Annotated in this window: 19 protein-coding genes and 2 tRNA genes; 11 read left to right on the top strand and 10 right to left on the bottom strand. The window is 61.1% G+C overall.

Going from position 1 to position 15,021, the window contains the following annotated elements; genetic code table 11:
* Window positions 1–104: 104 nt before the first annotated feature.
* The 4 genes from APH35_RS26685 to APH35_RS26700 form a co-directional block, all read right to left on the bottom strand.
* A complete protein-coding gene (locus APH35_RS26685) occupies window positions 105–458 on the bottom strand; it encodes a response regulator (RefSeq protein WP_012273155.1) in 354 nt (117 codons plus the stop codon).
* Between the two features lie 11 nt (window positions 459–469).
* Window positions 470–1,915: an ATPase domain-containing protein gene (locus tag APH35_RS26690; protein WP_060492742.1), complete on the bottom strand. Its 1,446-nt coding sequence runs from the start codon at window positions 1,913–1,915 to the stop codon at window positions 470–472.
* A 5-nt stretch (window positions 1,916–1,920) separates the two neighbouring features.
* Window positions 1,921–3,081 (bottom strand): two-component system sensor histidine kinase NtrB, encoded by a 1,161-nt coding sequence (locus APH35_RS26695; RefSeq protein ID WP_012273157.1) that lies wholly within the window; start codon window positions 3,079–3,081, stop codon window positions 1,921–1,923.
* Between the two features lie 83 nt (window positions 3,082–3,164).
* Entirely contained in the window at window positions 3,165–3,440 is a 276-nt protein-coding gene (locus APH35_RS26700; RefSeq protein WP_012273158.1) for a hypothetical protein, read from the bottom strand.
* A 201-nt stretch (window positions 3,441–3,641) separates the two neighbouring features.
* Here APH35_RS26700 and APH35_RS26705 point away from each other — a divergent pair.
* A tRNA-Leu gene (locus APH35_RS26705) sits at window positions 3,642–3,726 on the top strand.
* Window positions 3,727–3,829: 103 nt separating this feature from the next.
* On the top strand, window positions 3,830–4,243 hold the full coding sequence (locus APH35_RS26710; protein ID WP_012273159.1) for a DoxX family protein: 414 nt from the start codon (window positions 3,830–3,832) through the stop codon (window positions 4,241–4,243).
* A gap of 1 nt (window position 4,244) precedes the next feature.
* Here APH35_RS26710 and APH35_RS26715 read toward each other — a convergent pair whose 3' ends face one another.
* Window positions 4,245–4,442 (bottom strand): hypothetical protein, encoded by a 198-nt coding sequence (locus APH35_RS26715; protein WP_012273160.1) that lies wholly within the window; start codon window positions 4,440–4,442, stop codon window positions 4,245–4,247.
* 441 nt (window positions 4,443–4,883) lie between these two features.
* Here APH35_RS26715 and adhP point away from each other — a divergent pair, with 441 nt between their 5' ends.
* From adhP to APH35_RS29555, 3 genes are all read left to right on the top strand, one after another.
* Window positions 4,884–5,894 (top strand): alcohol dehydrogenase AdhP, encoded by a 1,011-nt coding sequence (adhP, locus tag APH35_RS26720; protein WP_012273161.1) that lies wholly within the window; start codon window positions 4,884–4,886, stop codon window positions 5,892–5,894.
* Between the two features lie 91 nt (window positions 5,895–5,985).
* Window positions 5,986–6,192, top strand: a complete 207-nt coding sequence (locus APH35_RS26725; RefSeq protein WP_012273162.1) for a DUF6434 domain-containing protein — start codon at window positions 5,986–5,988, stop codon at window positions 6,190–6,192.
* Window positions 6,193–6,465: 273 nt separating this feature from the next.
* Complete coding sequence (locus tag APH35_RS29555) at window positions 6,466–6,702, top strand: hypothetical protein (RefSeq protein ID WP_082425860.1); 237 nt, start codon at window positions 6,466–6,468, stop codon at window positions 6,700–6,702.
* Between the two features lie 243 nt (window positions 6,703–6,945).
* Here APH35_RS29555 and APH35_RS26730 read toward each other — a convergent pair.
* Both APH35_RS26730 and sohB read right to left on the bottom strand, forming a co-directional pair.
* Window positions 6,946–7,019, bottom strand: a tRNA-Cys gene (locus tag APH35_RS26730).
* A gap of 154 nt (window positions 7,020–7,173) precedes the next feature.
* Window positions 7,174–8,193 carry a protease SohB gene (sohB, locus tag APH35_RS26735; protein ID WP_012273163.1) on the bottom strand — a complete coding sequence of 340 codons (1,020 nt, stop codon included), beginning with the start codon at window positions 8,191–8,193 and terminating at the stop codon, window positions 7,174–7,176.
* A gap of 197 nt (window positions 8,194–8,390) precedes the next feature.
* Here sohB and APH35_RS26740 point away from each other — a divergent pair, with 197 nt between their 5' ends.
* The 4 genes from APH35_RS26740 (at window position 8,391) to APH35_RS26755 (ending at window position 11,531) form a co-directional block, all read left to right on the top strand.
* Window positions 8,391–9,101 carry a histidine phosphatase family protein gene (locus APH35_RS26740; protein WP_012273164.1) on the top strand — a complete coding sequence of 237 codons (711 nt, stop codon included), beginning with the start codon at window positions 8,391–8,393 and terminating at the stop codon, window positions 9,099–9,101.
* Between the two features lie 56 nt (window positions 9,102–9,157).
* Window positions 9,158–9,475, top strand: coding sequence for an SCP2 sterol-binding domain-containing protein (locus APH35_RS26745; RefSeq protein WP_012273165.1), 318 nt, complete (start codon window positions 9,158–9,160; stop codon window positions 9,473–9,475).
* A 185-nt stretch (window positions 9,476–9,660) separates the two neighbouring features.
* Window positions 9,661–10,728 (top strand): phosphotransferase family protein, encoded by a 1,068-nt coding sequence (locus tag APH35_RS26750; protein WP_012273166.1) that lies wholly within the window; start codon window positions 9,661–9,663, stop codon window positions 10,726–10,728.
* Between the two features lie 35 nt (window positions 10,729–10,763).
* Complete coding sequence (locus tag APH35_RS26755) at window positions 10,764–11,531, top strand: SDR family oxidoreductase (RefSeq protein ID WP_012273167.1); 768 nt, start codon at window positions 10,764–10,766, stop codon at window positions 11,529–11,531.
* Here APH35_RS26755 and APH35_RS26760 read toward each other — a convergent pair whose 3' ends face one another.
* The 3 genes from APH35_RS26760 to APH35_RS26770 form a co-directional block, all read right to left on the bottom strand.
* Complete coding sequence (locus APH35_RS26760) at window positions 11,532–12,353, bottom strand: class I SAM-dependent methyltransferase (protein ID WP_060515779.1); 822 nt, start codon at window positions 12,351–12,353, stop codon at window positions 11,532–11,534.
* Between the two features lie 111 nt (window positions 12,354–12,464).
* The gene (locus APH35_RS26765; protein ID WP_060515780.1) at window positions 12,465–12,815 is read right to left on the bottom strand and encodes a hypothetical protein; all 351 of its coding nucleotides are present in this window, start codon (window positions 12,813–12,815) and stop codon (window positions 12,465–12,467) included.
* A gap of 72 nt (window positions 12,816–12,887) precedes the next feature.
* Window positions 12,888–14,048, bottom strand: coding sequence for a GGDEF domain-containing protein (locus APH35_RS26770; RefSeq protein ID WP_012273170.1), 1,161 nt, complete (start codon window positions 14,046–14,048; stop codon window positions 12,888–12,890).
* A 221-nt stretch (window positions 14,049–14,269) separates the two neighbouring features.
* On the opposite strand from APH35_RS26770, the gene APH35_RS26775 reads away from it, so the two are divergent.
* Window positions 14,270–14,464, top strand: a complete 195-nt coding sequence (locus APH35_RS26775) for a hypothetical protein (RefSeq protein WP_041166544.1) — start codon at window positions 14,270–14,272, stop codon at window positions 14,462–14,464.
* Between the two features lie 73 nt (window positions 14,465–14,537).
* A complete protein-coding gene (locus APH35_RS26780) occupies window positions 14,538–14,930 on the top strand; it encodes a glycine zipper domain-containing protein (protein WP_012273171.1) in 393 nt (130 codons plus the stop codon).
* Window positions 14,931–15,021: the final 91 nt, after the last annotated feature.

Consider the following 15,021-nt stretch of genomic DNA (forward strand, 5'->3'; position numbering starts at 1 on the left):
TCTTCAAGCGCATCCAGGCCGGCTGCCCAGCCCCGGAGAAGCACGACGACTCGCACTGAGCCCAAACTCCTCGAGGGGTGCATGGAAGCGCTCGACCGCCAGCCTCAGGTGCCCAGCAACTGACGCACTTTGGCGATCATCTCATCCATGTCGAATGGTTTGTCGAATATGGCGGCGAACAGGGCCGGGCATCCTTGGCTGGCCTGCGCGCCGCTCATGAGAATGACCGGCAACTCGCTTAACGCCGGGTCCTCGCGCATCGCACGCACCAGCTCCTCACCATTGAGCAGCGGCATCATGTAATCGGTGATGACCAGTTGCACGCGCTTTTCCTTCAGCGCCTCCAGCGCCTTGCAGCCATTACTGGCCTTTTCCACCAGGTAACCTTCGTCCTCCAGGGCAAAGCCGAGGATATCGGCGATCAGGTACTCGTCATCGACGATCAGGATCGTGTTCATCGGCCCGTCCGTCACCCACTCCCCTGCGGCGTCGGCGTTCCCGAGAGCACACCACAGGCGCCTTCGAACGCCTTGCGCAAGGTAATGCCCTGCGGCCCGATCAGCAGTTCGTGCAAGGCAGGGTCATGGTGGCTGTCACGCACCTTGAGGATCGACAGCATGCGCCGCAGTTGCGAGTCCAGCTCGACAAAGCGCAACAGCATCAGGTTGTCGACGATGCTCGACAGATCCGGCGCGGGGGCGCTGATTTCCGAGCCGAAGATGTCGCGCATTTCCCAGGTGAGCATCACGCTGACATCGCGCGCGCGCAGCTCACCGGCCAGCGCGCGGAAAAACGCATTGAGCCGCGTCGGGTCGATGGCCAGGCGGCTGAATGCGCCAAGGCTGTCGATCAGCACCCTCTTGCTGCCCTGCGCTGCAACACGCTCGAGCAGCCGCGCGCCGACCTGGTCCAGCAAGCCCTCGGTGGTTGGCTGCCAGCACAGCTGCAAGCTACCGCCCTGCTCCATCGCGGCAAAATCGTAACCCAGCGACGCTGCCTTGCTACGCAGGCGTTCAGGCGTTTCGTAGAAACCAAAATGCAACCCTGGCGCCTGCGGGGTGCTGGCCCCTAGAAAGGCCAGGCCCAATGACGTCTTGCCAATACCCGAAGGCCCGATCAACAGGCTAACCGAGCCCGTGGCCAGGCCGCCGCCGAGCATTTCATCGAAGGTTGGCACACCGCTGCTGATGCGCGCCAATGTGCCGCTGCCCAGCTGGCTGGGGTGGCTGAACAACGCTTCCAGGCGTGGGTAGACGTGCATGCCTGCTTCATCGATAAGGCATTCGTGACGCCCCGAAAGTGCCGCACTGCCGCGCGTCTTGCGCAGCTGCACATGGCGCACGGCGCGGCTGCCCACCAGCTGCTCACCCAGCTCGATCACGCCATCGACCATGGTGTGCTCCGGGCTGCCCTCGTCCAGCCGGGCACTGGTCAGCAGCAGTACCGTGCAGCCGGCGAAGGCCGCATGGCCCTGCAATTCAGAGACGAACTTTTTGGTGTCCAGCGCCGTTTCCGCACGCACCCGGGCATTGAGCACGCCGTCGACGATCAGCAGGCTGGCCTGTTGCCGAGCGATTTCCTGGCGCAGCAGCCGCACCACGGCGTCCAGCCCATCCTGCTCAAGGGTGTCGAAAGCGCTGACGAACTGGATCTGGTCGCCGACCAACGCCGGGTCGAAGAAGTCCAGGGTGGACAGGTACTGAAACAAGCGCTCATGCGACTCACTCAACAAGGTGGCCACCAGCACCCGACCACCGCCACGCACATGGCCGCAGGCAAGCTGGTTGGCGAGGATGGTCTTGCCCGCTCCTGGCGGCCCCTGGATGATGTAGGACGCACCGGCCACCAGGCCGCCCTTGAGCAACGCGTCGAGCCCATCGATCCCCGTTACCAGCCGCCTAAGTGCCTGTGCCATGTTGTCTACCTGTCGAGTGGGCTATCCGTCTGCTCCTGATACATTGGCAAGTACAGTTGCATGCAAGTTCCCCGGCCAGGCTCGCTGTCGACACAAATGGCGCCGCCACTCTGCCGGGCGAAGCCATACACCTGGCTAAGCCCCAGGCCCGTGCCCTTGCCAAACGGCTTGGTGGTGAAAAATGGCTCGAAGATACGTGGCAATACCTCGGCGGGTATGCCTTCACCGCTGTCTTCCACCTTGAAACGCACAAAGTTGCCATGCAACGCTTCAACCTCGCCGGCCAGCTCGACCACATCGACCGTCAGGCCGATCCGGCCCTGACCGGCGATGGCATCACGGGCATTGAACAACAAGTTGAGCAAGACCATTTGCAGTTGCCCGGCATCCACCTCGATCAACGGCAGGTCCGGCTGCAGCAGCACGTTCAGCTCGATCGAGCTGGGTAGTGCATGCTCAAGCAAACCACGGGTAGCGGTCACCAGGTCTGCCGGGGCAACACTGGCCACATCAAGCTTGCGGTGGCGGGCAAAGCTGAGCAGTTGCTGGGTCAGCTCAGTGCCGCGTTGGCCGGCATCGAGGATGTGCTGCAGCATGCGCTGGGCGCGTAGCGGGTCCTGAGTGGCCAGCGCCAGACGGGCCGAGCTGATGATGATGGTGAGCATGTTGTTGAAGTCGTGCGCCAGGCCACCGGTCAACTGGCCGAGGGCTTCAAGCTTCTGCGCCTGGAACAGCTGGGCGCGCACCGCGTCCAGCTGCAACGCCGACTCTCGGCGATCGGTTATGTCGCGGGTCACCTTGGCCAGGCCGACGATCTGGCCATTGTCATCGCGGATCACATCCAGCGCAGCCAACGCCCAGAACTGCGTACCGTCCTTGCGCACCCGCCAGCCTTCGTCCTGCGCCACGCCCTGCTCCAGCGCCTGGCGCAGCAGGCGCTCGGGGCGGCCATCAGCACAATCCTGCGGGGTGAAAAACAACGAGAAATGCTTGCCGATCACTTCATCGGCACGGTAGCCCTTGATTCGTTGCGCGCCGGCATTCCACGACACCACATGGCCGGAGGGGTCGAGCATGTAGATGGCGTAGTCCACCACCGACTGAACCAACTGTTCATAGCGGTGGGCAGGCATGACGGGGTGGTCGAGGCAATCAGCTGAAACCATGCAAACTCCACTGGCACAGCAGGGGGACAGAATGAGCGTAGCCCAGCGCACCCATCAACGAGCAGCCGTGCGACGACAGGCGGTCAGCGTTCCGTTTCGACCAGCACCGGGCTGATGCGCCGCGGCATGGCCACTCTCAACAGCCACAGGCCGACCAGCATGATCAAGCCACCGCAGGCCAGGGCCAGAAGACGCTGCTGCTGAGTATGTTCCGCATCGAAGCCCAGCATTAACAAATAACCGCCCAGGCTGAGCAGGCTGATGTAAAGAAACGCACCCAGCACGACCACCAGGGCGAACAACAGTCGCCAGAATAACCGTGGACGCACGATACGCTCGCCAGCTTGGCGCTGAGTCATCGCTGAACACTCTTGGATCCAATAAAGAGGCAACAGTGGCGTAATGACAGCAAGGTGTCAATTGCCCATTCGATCGCCCCTTCTTTCTGATGATCTTAGGTGCTGCAGTTGACTCAACTATAACGATGGGTTATAAAGCGCGCTTGATTGCGAAGCCCTTCTGCCTGGAAGCGAGCTGGTCGTTGCGACCCCTTCAAGCGTGCGAGTGTGGTGGAATTGGTATACACAGCAGACTTAAAATCTGTCGGCGTGAGCCTTGCGGGTTCGAGTCCCGCCACTCGCACCAAATTTCGTTGAAAAGGCGCCCTTGCGGCGCCTTTTTGCTGCCTACCAGCAATGTGTTACGCAGCTGCTAGAGTGGAGCTAGTACCCTCTACTGGAACGCCGCCATGCGCTACTCCCTGTTCGATGGTCAACGTGACATCATCATCCTCATCGCCCGCATACTGCTGATGATCCTGTTCGTCTTGTCAGGCTGGGCCAAGCTGACCGGCTTCGATGGCACGGTCGGCTACATGACCTCGCTGGGCGCCCCGGCCCCGATGCTGGCGGCAGCGATTGCCGTCATCATGGAGTTCGTCGTCGCCATCCTGCTGATCCTCGGCTTCTACACGCGGCCGCTGGCGTTTCTGTTCGCGCTGTTCGTGCTGGGCACGGCGCTGCTCGGCCACCCGTTCTGGAACATGGTCGACCCCGAACGCAGCGCCAACATGACCCAGTTTCTGAAAAACATGGCCATCATGGGCGGCTTGCTGCTGCTGGCGGTCAGCGGCCCAGGGCGCTTCTCGGTGGACGGTCGCTGAATCAGTCGTCGTCGCAATCGTCGAACCAAGCTGGGTGATCGCGCTCTTCGTCATCGAGGTCATCCAGCGTTTCCTCGTCTTCTTCCACCTCATCCTCGGCGCCCTGGGCATCTGCCTCGTGCTCCACATCGTCGTAGAGAAATTCGTGGTCGAGCAGGTGATCGTGCTCGGGTTCGTGCAGGTCGTCTTCGTCGTGCATGCTGGCTCCAAGGGTTATGGCACGCCTATATAGGCTGATCAGGATGTCGGGTCAATGCGTTGTCGCTTAATCCTGGGTTAACCGGCCAGGCGCAGCCTGCAGGCTCTCCCTTCAAACGTCTTTGCCCGCCTGTCATGGCGGGCTTTTTTATGGTGAAGCAAACTTCGGCCCAGAGGATGACAGCCTCATGACCTGACCTTCACGAAATGTCGACATCCGCATGGGCACACTGATCCTGCTCCGTACGTTCTTGCAGCCCGCCGCATCATTGCCGCGGGCTTTTCTTTTTTTTGACGAAGGGCTTGCGCCCCCTCCCCGCTACTGCAGTTTGCTCAAGGCAACTGCCCATCCCATGACCTGAAGCAGTTTTGCCCGGCCAGGCAAGGTCTATGCTGTTCCAGCGATAACCCAAGCTCACATCGGATAGACACGGAGGCTCTTATGAAAGCTGCTGTTGTTGCACCAGGCCGGCGCGTGGACGTGGTAGAGAAAACCCTGCGCCCCCTCCAGCACGGCGAAGCGCTGCTGAAGATGCAATGCTGCGGTGTGTGCCACACCGACCTGCACGTGAAAAATGGCGACTTCGGTGACAAGACCGGTGTAGTACTGGGCCACGAAGGCATTGGCGTAGTCCAGGAAGTTGGCCCCGGCGTCACCTCGCTCAAGCCAGGCGACCGCGCCAGCGTTGCCTGGTTCTATCAAGGTTGCGGGCATTGCGAGTACTGCAATAGCGGCAACGAAACCCTGTGCCGCGAAGTGAAGAACTCCGGCTATACCGTGGACGGCGGCATGGCCGAGGCGTGCATCGTACAAGCCGACTATTCGGTCAAAGTACCCGACGGCCTCGACTCCGCTGCCGCCAGCAGCATTACCTGCGCCGGCGTCACAACCTACAAGGCGGTGAAAATCTCCAACATCCGCCCCGGGCAATGGATCGCCATCTACGGCCTCGGCGGCCTGGGCAACCTGGCCCTGCAATATGCCAAGAACGTATTCAACGCCAAAGTGATCGCCATCGACGTCAACGAAGAGCAACTGCGCTTCGCCAGCGAGATGGGCGCGGACCTGGTCGTCAACCCACTCAACGAAGACGCCGCGAAGGTTATCCAGGCCAAGACCGGTGGCGCCCACGCTGCCGTGGTTACCGCCGTGGCCAAAGGCGCCTTCAACTCGGCCGTCGATGCCTTGCGCGCTGGCGGGCGACTGGTTGCCGTCGGGCTGCCGTCGGAATCCATGGACCTGAACATTCCCCGCCTGGTGCTGGACGGGATCGAAGTGGTGGGCTCGCTGGTAGGTACACGCCAGGACCTGCAGGAAGCCTTCCAGTTTGCTGCTGAAGGCAAAGTGGTGCCCAAGGTGACCCTGCGGCCGATCGAGGATATCAACCAGATCTTTGACGAGATGCTGGAGGGCAAGATCAAAGGGCGCATGGTGATCCAGTTCGAAGGCTGATAGCCTGAAGGCAGATCATTTCGAACAGACACAAGGCCCGTAGGTGATCATCTACGGGCTTTTTGCCTTCTCAGTAGTCAAGGAACAGACCATGAGTTTCGATTGGCATGCCGGGCCGATTACTCGCGCCACGCCGCTGGACAAGCATTACCGAAATACGCAGAAGGTACGTCAGTTTCTGCTCACCGAGTGCGGGGCGGCATTCAAGTTCGACCGTGCCTTCATGGCCTGGATAAAGAGTGGCACGCCGTTAACCATGGGTGACGTGGCGGACGAATGGCTGCGAATGCATCGGTGAGCGCCAGCTTCGGGCTTCAGCAGGCAGCGGTGCGCTGCCCCACTATCGGAATCGGCAGCCGCTTCTTTCAGTATCTTGTCCAACGATTCAACCATGCTGGAATAATCCATTCCCTGACTCCGTCGTTGGTGAGTTACGATCAACGATAGCTTGCAAACGTTTCAGAAATGCTGGCGGAAATGCCTCGGTACAAAAGCAAGCTCATCTCTGGTGCTGACCAATAATCGTGGCACGAGGTTCAAAGAAAACCGCTTAGCTTTTCAAGGGATGCACATGACGATTCGCAGCCTCGCCAAAAATCTCCCACCTGACCCAGGCAATCCAGGCTGGGTGCTTGGATGGGGCGTGCTACGCGACCGGCATCCATGGCATTTTGTCGACGTGTTTGCCGATCAGCACACTGCCGAGGTTGAAGCAGAGCGACACGGTGCTGGCTACGTGGTCGAGTATGGGGCACACCGGCTTGGGTCGAATGAATTCATCTGCGGGGCAAGCCTACCTGAGGGCTAGCCGGTCAACCTGTTACAGGTCAGGGCCAAACTCCATCTAAAGAAAAACCTGCCGAAGCAGGCTTATCGAAGACTCATCGCTTGCTCAACTGCCGGGCCTGGCCCAAGCCTCTTTGAACCCACTCAAAGAAACCTCTCCATCGGTTTGACCTATGCGCATTCGCGCTTTGCCGCCCGACAACAGCGCTTTTTCAAAGCACAAAGAAAAACCCCGCAGACGTTAATCTGCGGGGCTTTCGAATGGTGGAGGCCGAGGTCGGAATCGAACCGGCGTAGACGGATTTGCAATCCGGAGCATAACCACTTTGCTACTCGGCCTCAAAGGTCGGATCTAGCTGCTTGCGCTTTGCTATCTCCTTGAAACGCTGAACCTTTTTCAAAGTTTGCTGCGTTTCGATGGGCGCCATTATGTCTTCATTCCTTTAACCTTGCAACCCCCTGAACGAAAAAAAATTTCAACGGGTTCAAGGTGTTAGCGCAGGCGGCCGAGTTTACTCCACAAGCCCACCAGCGTGTTCTCCACGGTGCCGCTGGCGGCCATGCCAATTCGCTCCTGCAAGCTCTTGCGCTCGGCATAATGCAGGTGGAACAGGTTGGCGTTGCGCGCACGCTCGCTCAGGTACTCGTCGCTGGTCTGCAATTCGTCTACCAGCTTGCGGTTGAGTGCCGCCACGCCCAGCCAGACTTCTCCGGTGGCCACTTCGTCGATGTGCAACTGCGGTCGATAGCGGGCGACGAAGTCCTTGAACAGCTGGTGAGTGATATCCAGGTCTTCCTGGAACTTCTCCCGGCCCTTCTCGGTGTTTTCACCAAACACGGTCAAGGTGCGCTTGTACTCGCCAGCGGTCAGCACCTCAAAGTCGATGTCGTGCTTCTTCAGCAGGCGGTTGACGTTGGGCAGTTGCGCCACCACGCCGATCGAACCGAGCACGGCGAATGGCGCGCTGACGATCTTCTCGCCGATGCAGGCCATCATGTAACCGCCGCTGGCGGCCACCTTGTCGATGCACACGGTCAGCGGTATGCCCGCCTGACGAATACGCGCCAGCTGCGATGCAGCCAGGCCGTAGCTATGCACCAGGCCGCCGCCGCTTTCCAGGCGTAGCACCACTTCGTCCCGCGGGGTGGCGAGGGTCAACAGCGCGGTGATTTCGTTGCGCAGGCTTTCAGTGGCCGAGGCCTTGATGTCGCCATCGAAGTCCAACACGAAAACCCGGCCCTTGTCCTCGGCCTTGCCCTTCTTCTGCTGTTTTTCCGCCTTGGCCTGTTGCTTGCGCAGGGCCTTGAGCTGGGCCTTGTCGAGCAGCCCGGACTCCAGCCGCTCGCGCAAATCCTTGTAGAACTCGTTCAGGCGGGTGACCTGCAATTGCCCACCTGGTTTGCGCCGCCCTTTGCCACGCAGCCCGGCGATGGCCGACAGCACCACGAGGATGGCGATGACCAGGGTGGCGGTTTTAGCGAGAAAGCTTGCGTATTCGGCAAGAAACTCCACGTTGACTCCTTGAATGCCTGCGCCAATGCGGCGCGTAACTGTTGCAAGCATACCGTTGCGTCTGTAGTGCTGCCAGCCGGTGTAAACGCTGGCAACATCTTTCAAACAACCTTTTCAAACGCTTGTATGTTTTTTCGTTGACAGCCTGAGTGCCGCATCCTAACCTCGCAGCAACCTCCAACAGGCCGGAACCTTTCGTGGGCAACCTCTACCTGATCCGACATGGCCAAGCCTCCTTCGGTGCCGATGACTACGACGTCCTCTCGCCCGTGGGCGTGCGCCAAAGCCAGGCCCTGGGTGAACACCTGGCCCAGTTGGGTATACGGCTGGATCGCTGCGTAGCAGGCGACCTGCGCCGCCAACAGGATACCGCCCGCCTGGCGCTGCAGGCACTGCACGCCAATGGTTGCCCAGTGCCGGCTGTTGAGACCGACGCCGCATTCAATGAGTTCGATGCCGACGGCGTGATCCGTGCCCTATTGCCCGCACTGTTGCCGGACGAGCCTAATGCCTTGCAGGTGCTGCGCAATGCCGCGCAGCACCGCAGCGAGTTCCAGCGCCTGTTCGCGCTGATGGTCCAGCGCTGGCACGATGGCGAACATGTCGACGATGGCCTGGAAACCTGGCAGGCGTTCACCGCCCGCGTTCAAGGTGGCCTGCAACGCGTACTGGATGCCGCCGGCAGCGGCGACAATATCGCCATCTTCACCTCGGGCGGTACCATTGCCGCCCTGCTCCACCTGGTTACCCGTATCACCCCCAGTCAGGCGTTCACGCTGAACTGGCAGATCATCAACACGTCGCTCAGCCAGTTGAAGTTTCGCGGCCGCGACGTGGCACTGGCTTCCTTCAACAGCCAGGCCCATGTGCAGCTGTTGAAGGCGCCGGAGCTTGTCACTTACCGATAAGCCCGGCTTGTTGTGTCCCTGCGGGGACGTGTAAATCACTCTATAAGGAATGCGCCATGACCTCCGTAGCTGATGCCGTTAAGAAGATGCAAGAGAAGTTCAACCCAGCCGCTGCCGCCGGCCTGGACCTGGTGTTCGGCTTCGACATCACCGACGAAGGCAAGAAATACGCGCTGATCGTCAAAGACGGCACCTGCGACCTGCAGGAAGGCGAAAACCCGGATGCCAACTGCACCCTGGTGATGGACAGCGAAACCCTGAAAGGTATCGTCAGCGGCGAAACCGACGGCATGCAGGCCTTCATGGGCGGCAAGCTGCGCGTTGAAGGCGACATGATGCTGTCGATGAAGCTCAGCGAGCTGTTCCCGTCCTGAAGGCTGGGCAAACCGGATGATCGAAAAACCGAAGCCTGACCGGCTTCGGTTTTTTTTTGCCCTGCATTCGATGCAGTGATCCACCAGCAACACCCTCATCTATATGGCAACTGGCATGCTTGTTCCAGCCTCGGCAGGCCATTAGATTAGCCAATAGTCCTTGCGATCGAAAATAAGGAAAACGCATGACGCTCACCGACCAGTCCACCCAGGTACGCCCCGGCGAAGAACTCGACGCGGCCGTCATCGCCCCTTATCTGAAGGCCAACATCCCTGGCCTGGACGGCTTGCCGAGCATCAGCCAGTTCCCTGGCGGCGCCTCCAACCTTACCTACCTTGTCAGCTACCCAGGCCGCGACTTCGTGCTGCGACGACCACCGTTCGGCCAGAAAGCCAAGTCGGCGCACGACATGGGGCGCGAGTTCCGTATCCTCAACCAACTGAACAGCGGCTTCCCCTACTGCCCCAAGGCCTATGTGCACTGCACCGACAGCAGCCTGATCGGCGGCGAGTTCTATGTGATGGAGCGGGTCAAGGGCATCATCCTGCGCTCGGACATCCCGGCCGAACTGAACCTCGACCCCAGCCGTACCGAAGCCCTGTGCAAAAGCTTCATCGACCGCCTGGTCGAGCTGCACCAGGTGGACTACAACGCCTGCGGCCTGGCAGACCTCGGTAAACCGGAAGGCTATGTGCAGCGTCAGATCGAGGGCTGGACCAGCCGCTATGAAAAGGCCCTGACCCCGGATGCGCCGCGCTGGGAAAAGGTCACCGCCTGGCTACAGGAAAAAATGCCCGCCGATCACCCGCGCCCCGGCATCGTGCACAACGACTACCGTTTCGACAACGTGATCCTCGACGCCGACAACCCCATGCGCATCATCGGCGTGCTGGACTGGGAAATGGCCACCCTGGGCGACCCGCTGATGGACCTGGGCAACAGCCTGGCCTATTGGATCGAAGCCGACGACCCAGCGCCTGTGCAGCTGATGCGTCGCCAGCCAAGCAACGCGCCGGGCATGCTCAGCCGCCGCCAGTTCGTCGACTACTACGCCGAGCGCGCCGGTATCCGCCTGGACAACTTCGATTACTACTATTGCTATGGCCTGTTCCGCCTGGCGGGCATCGTCCAGCAAATCTACTACCGCTTTTACCACGGCCAGACCCAGGACAAACGTTTCGCCCAGTTCATCCACATGAACCGCTTGCTGGAGCAAATGTCCCTGCAGGTCATCGCCAAGTCCAGCCTCTGAGCACCGCCACGACGACGGATAACAAGGAAAACAGCATGTCCAAGACCCACCTGTTCGACCTCGACGGCAAGATTGCTTTTGTTTCCGGCGCCAGCCGAGGCATCGGCGAGGCCATCGCCCACTTGCTGGCGCAGCAAGGGGCCCACGTGATCGTTTCCAGTCGCAAGCTCGACGGTTGCCAACAGGTGGCCGACGCCATCATCGCCGCCGGCGGCAAGGCCACGGCAGTGGCCTGCCACATTGGTGAACTGGAGCAGATCCAGCAGGTGTTCGCCGGCATTCGCGAACAGTTCGGGCGCCTGGACGTGCTGGTCAACAACGCCGCCACCAACCCGCAGTTCTGTAACGTGCTGGACACCGACCCAGGAGCGTTCCAGAAGACCGTGGACGTGAACATCCGTGGTTACTTCTTCATGTCGGTGGAGGCCGGCAAGCTGATGCGCGAGAACGGCGGCGGCAGCATCATCAACGTGGCGTCGATCAACGGGGTTTCGCCTGGGCTTTTCCAGGGTATCTATTCGGTGACCAAGGCGGCAGTCATCAACATGACCAAGGTGTTCGCCAAAGAATGCGCGCCGTTCGGCATTCGCTGCAACGCCCTGCTGCCTGGCCTGACCGATACCAAGTTCGCTTCGGCACTGGTGAAGAACGACGCCATCCTCAATGCCGCCTTGCAGCAGATCCCGCTCAAGCGCGTGGCCGACCCCAAGGAAATGGCCGGCGCAGTGCTGTACTTGGCCAGCGATGCCTCCAGCTACACCACCGGTACCGCGCTCAATGTCGACGGTGGCTTCCTGTCCTGATCAAGCCTTTACCGCCACCAGGGTGTAGCTCAGGGGCAGGCGTGCGGGCTGCTCGCGCAGGCGATACTCACCGTCGTCGCCCTTGACCATCTGCCCTGGCAGCGCCTCCCAGGGGATGCTCTGGTGCTCGACCAACGCAGTCAGCTGCAGGCCGTGGGCCAGCAAGGCAGTGATCACCTCACCCAAGCCGTGGTTCCATTCGTGGGTTTCGGTGTGGGCCAGGCGTTGTTCGGTTTCGACGTAGGTCTGGTCGTTGTGCCACACCGTCGGCGCTTCGTGCTCGAAGTACGAGTATTCCAGCTGCAGTCGGTCCTGGTGGTCTTCGTTGACAGCCATCAACATTGGGTGCCCATCGCGCAAGAACAGCCGCCCGCCCGGTTTGAGCAGGGCTGCGACGGTGCGTGCCCATGGCTCGATACGGGGCAGCCAGCAGAGCGCGCCAATGCCGGTATAGACCAGGTCGAAAGTACCTGCCGGCAGTACCTGGTCGGCGGCATAGACGTCGGATTCGACATAGTCGATGGGCACCGCGCAACGCCCGGCCAATGCCCGCGCCTCGGCCAGCGAAGCCGCGGAGTAATCCAGGCCGCAAACCTTGGCACCAAGGCGCGCCAGCGAGAGCGTGTCGGTGCCGATGTGGCACTGCAGGTGGACAGCGTCGAGCCCCTCGATATCGCCGAGCAATGGCAGGTCGAAGCGCACGGTTTCAGACAGGTGCCCAGGTTGCTGGACCAGGCGTTCGACTTCATAGTCCTTCGACGCGGCGTGCAGCGGGGCACGTTCGTCCCAGCTGACGCGGTTGAGTTGCAGTGAACGGTCCATGGTGTCTTCCTTGAGTGGTAGCGGCTCATGCTAGCCGTCACCTGCACCTCCAGGACACCACTGCCTTGCTAAAAATTGTAAAAGTCGTTCTCGCAGAATCGGTTCAAGCCGTTACAAACAGGTCGCCGCAGCCGCCCGCCGCTGCAATGCCACCCCGTCGTTCTTCTGCGCGTAGTAATCCACCCTCGCCCCACCCGCCTGCGGGTAAACGTCCACGAACGCCTCGGCCTCACGGGTATACACAGTGAACCCACCCTGCTTGCGCGGCTCCAGGTAGCCACTGGCGTCGTCACCGAACACCTTCTCTTCCTGCCAGCTGAACTGGATGCACTGGGCAACCAACTCTGGCGCCTTGTGCGAGTCGAGCTGCGCCATCGGCTTGCCGCCGCGTGCCGTCTCCATGGTCGCAGAAGCACAACCGACCAGCATCAGCGCCGCGGCCATCGGCAGAATCGCACGCATGTTCCATCCTCAAGGTAAAAAAGAAGGCGACTCTAGCACTGCCGGGTAGCGCGCGTGAACGGTTGCGTACAGTCAACTCGCCTCGACCAATGCCGCCATGTGCACCGTGTTGCGCCCAGCGGCCTTGGCCTGGTACAGCGCCGCATCGGCCTGGGCCAGCAAGCTGGCAGTACTGTCCCCTGGGCACGGCACGCCGCACCACAGGCCTACGCTGAAACGCAGTTCGATCTGGTCACCGGCAAAACGCGCCGGGCTGCGCGCAATGGCCTCGCGCAGCCCTTGCAGGGCGGCCATTGCACCGGTGCGGTCGGTGCCGGGCAACAGCAACAGAAACTCTTCGCCGCCGTAACGACCAAGGCTGTCACCCTGGCGCAGGCGCTGCTGCAACTGGCGCACGCAGTGGCATAACACCTCATCGCCAGCCAGATGCCCATACAGGTCATTGATGCGTTTGAAATGGTCAATGTCGATCATCGCCACCGCCAGACTGCCCTGCTGATCGCGTGCACGGTCCAGTTCGACGCCGAAGCGTTCGAGGATCGCCCGGCGATTGTAGGTACCGGTCAGCACATCACGCAGAGCGAGGTGCTGCAGGCGCGATTCGCTACGCTCCTTGGCCAGGAGCACCAAGCCGATCGAGTACATCATCACCGTGGCGGTGCCGATGGCCACAGAAATGCTCTGTTTGAGGTTGCTGGTGTCATAGCGCATTTCCACCGCCGTGCCATTGGCCACCGCCACCACACGCATACCCAGGCCCACCAGGCTGATCAACGCGCCAATCTCCAGCAACAGATGGGCCCTGCCCGGCCGCTCGGCATAACGCCACGCCCAATACAAGATCATCGCGCACTGCAGCATCAGCACCAGGGTCGCCAGCAGCATGCGCGGTTCCAGCGTATCGAGCAGCAGCATCAGCCCCACCAGCATGCAGGCCGGTATGACGAAGATGACACGCCAGGGCACTACCTGCTCACGCACCCGGAACAAGCTGGCCGTGTAGAACGCCAGGGCCAGCGACAGCAGGCTGTTGCCCACGCCATAGCTGAGCCACAAAGGGGCTTGGGCATAGACGGTGTAGCAGACATAAGCCAAGGCATGCACCAGCAGCCCGCAGCCAGTCAGCATCAGGTTGTCGCGGCGGTTGCTGCGCCCGACCAGCAGCAAGCAGAAGGCCAGGATGGTTGCCACCAGGGCAACGGCGGCGAACAACGTGGGGGTGTGGGCGATCATCGTGATTCACCGTGTGGCAGGTTGCCGTCTTGACTGCGGCTTACCCCACAGTTTAGAGGGGCATTGGCCGCTCGGCCATGACCGAACGGGACAGAACAGCAACCCGCAAGCACGCCGCTCATCGCTGTCAGCACAATTTTTTAACCGCCCGGGAAACCAAATGGAGCGATCCCAGTCTCAGGAGGTGTCCCGTAAACCTATGCGGATCAAGGACCTATATCGTGAGCACCCGTCTTGCAAGCCTTTCGCTGGTTGCCGTTGTCCTGCTGACCGCAGGTTGCCACAGCCATCGCTACCACGACGATGACGATGGCTGGCGTGACCGCGACCGTGACCATCGCCACCACCATCGGCATGACCGCGACGATGACGATGATGACAATCGGCAATACCGCGGTGACCGCTACTACCGCTGAAGCGTCTTTTCAGCCCTGACCCGCCGCCCGTTGCGCGGCAACTTATCCTGATGATTCCTTTGAGGTTCGTATCATGCGTCTGACTCTGCCTTCCCTTGCCCTCGGCCTGCTGCTGTGCCAGGGCGCTTTCGCCGGTGACGGTACTGCCGCCATTGGCGGCGGCCTGGGTGGTGTCCTGGGCAACGTTGTTGGTCAACAGCTTGGCGGCAAGACTGGCGCGGCCATTGGCGCCGGCGTTGGCGGCGCGGCCGGCAGTGCTGTCGGTGCACGCAAGGGCAACCGCACCGAAGCTGCCATCGGCGGTGGCCTGGGTTCGGCTGGCGGCTCGCTGCTGGGCGGTGCAGTAGGCGGCAAGACCGGTTCGACCGTAGGTGCCGGCCTGGGCGGCGCCGCCGGTGGTGCCCTTGGCAACCATCTGGGCGACGAAAACCGCGGCAGCAAGAAGCACCACCGCCACCGTCACTGATTACGTGAATGAAGGGCCGCATAGCGGCCCTTTTGGTTGCAGCACATCAACACCTCCTTCACGACACGCTGGCACACTGGCTGCTACTGTC

It is taken from the genome of Pseudomonas sp. NBRC 111132 (genome assembly GCF_001320565.1).
GTDB lineage: Bacteria > Pseudomonadota > Gammaproteobacteria > Pseudomonadales > Pseudomonadaceae > Aquipseudomonas > Aquipseudomonas putida_P.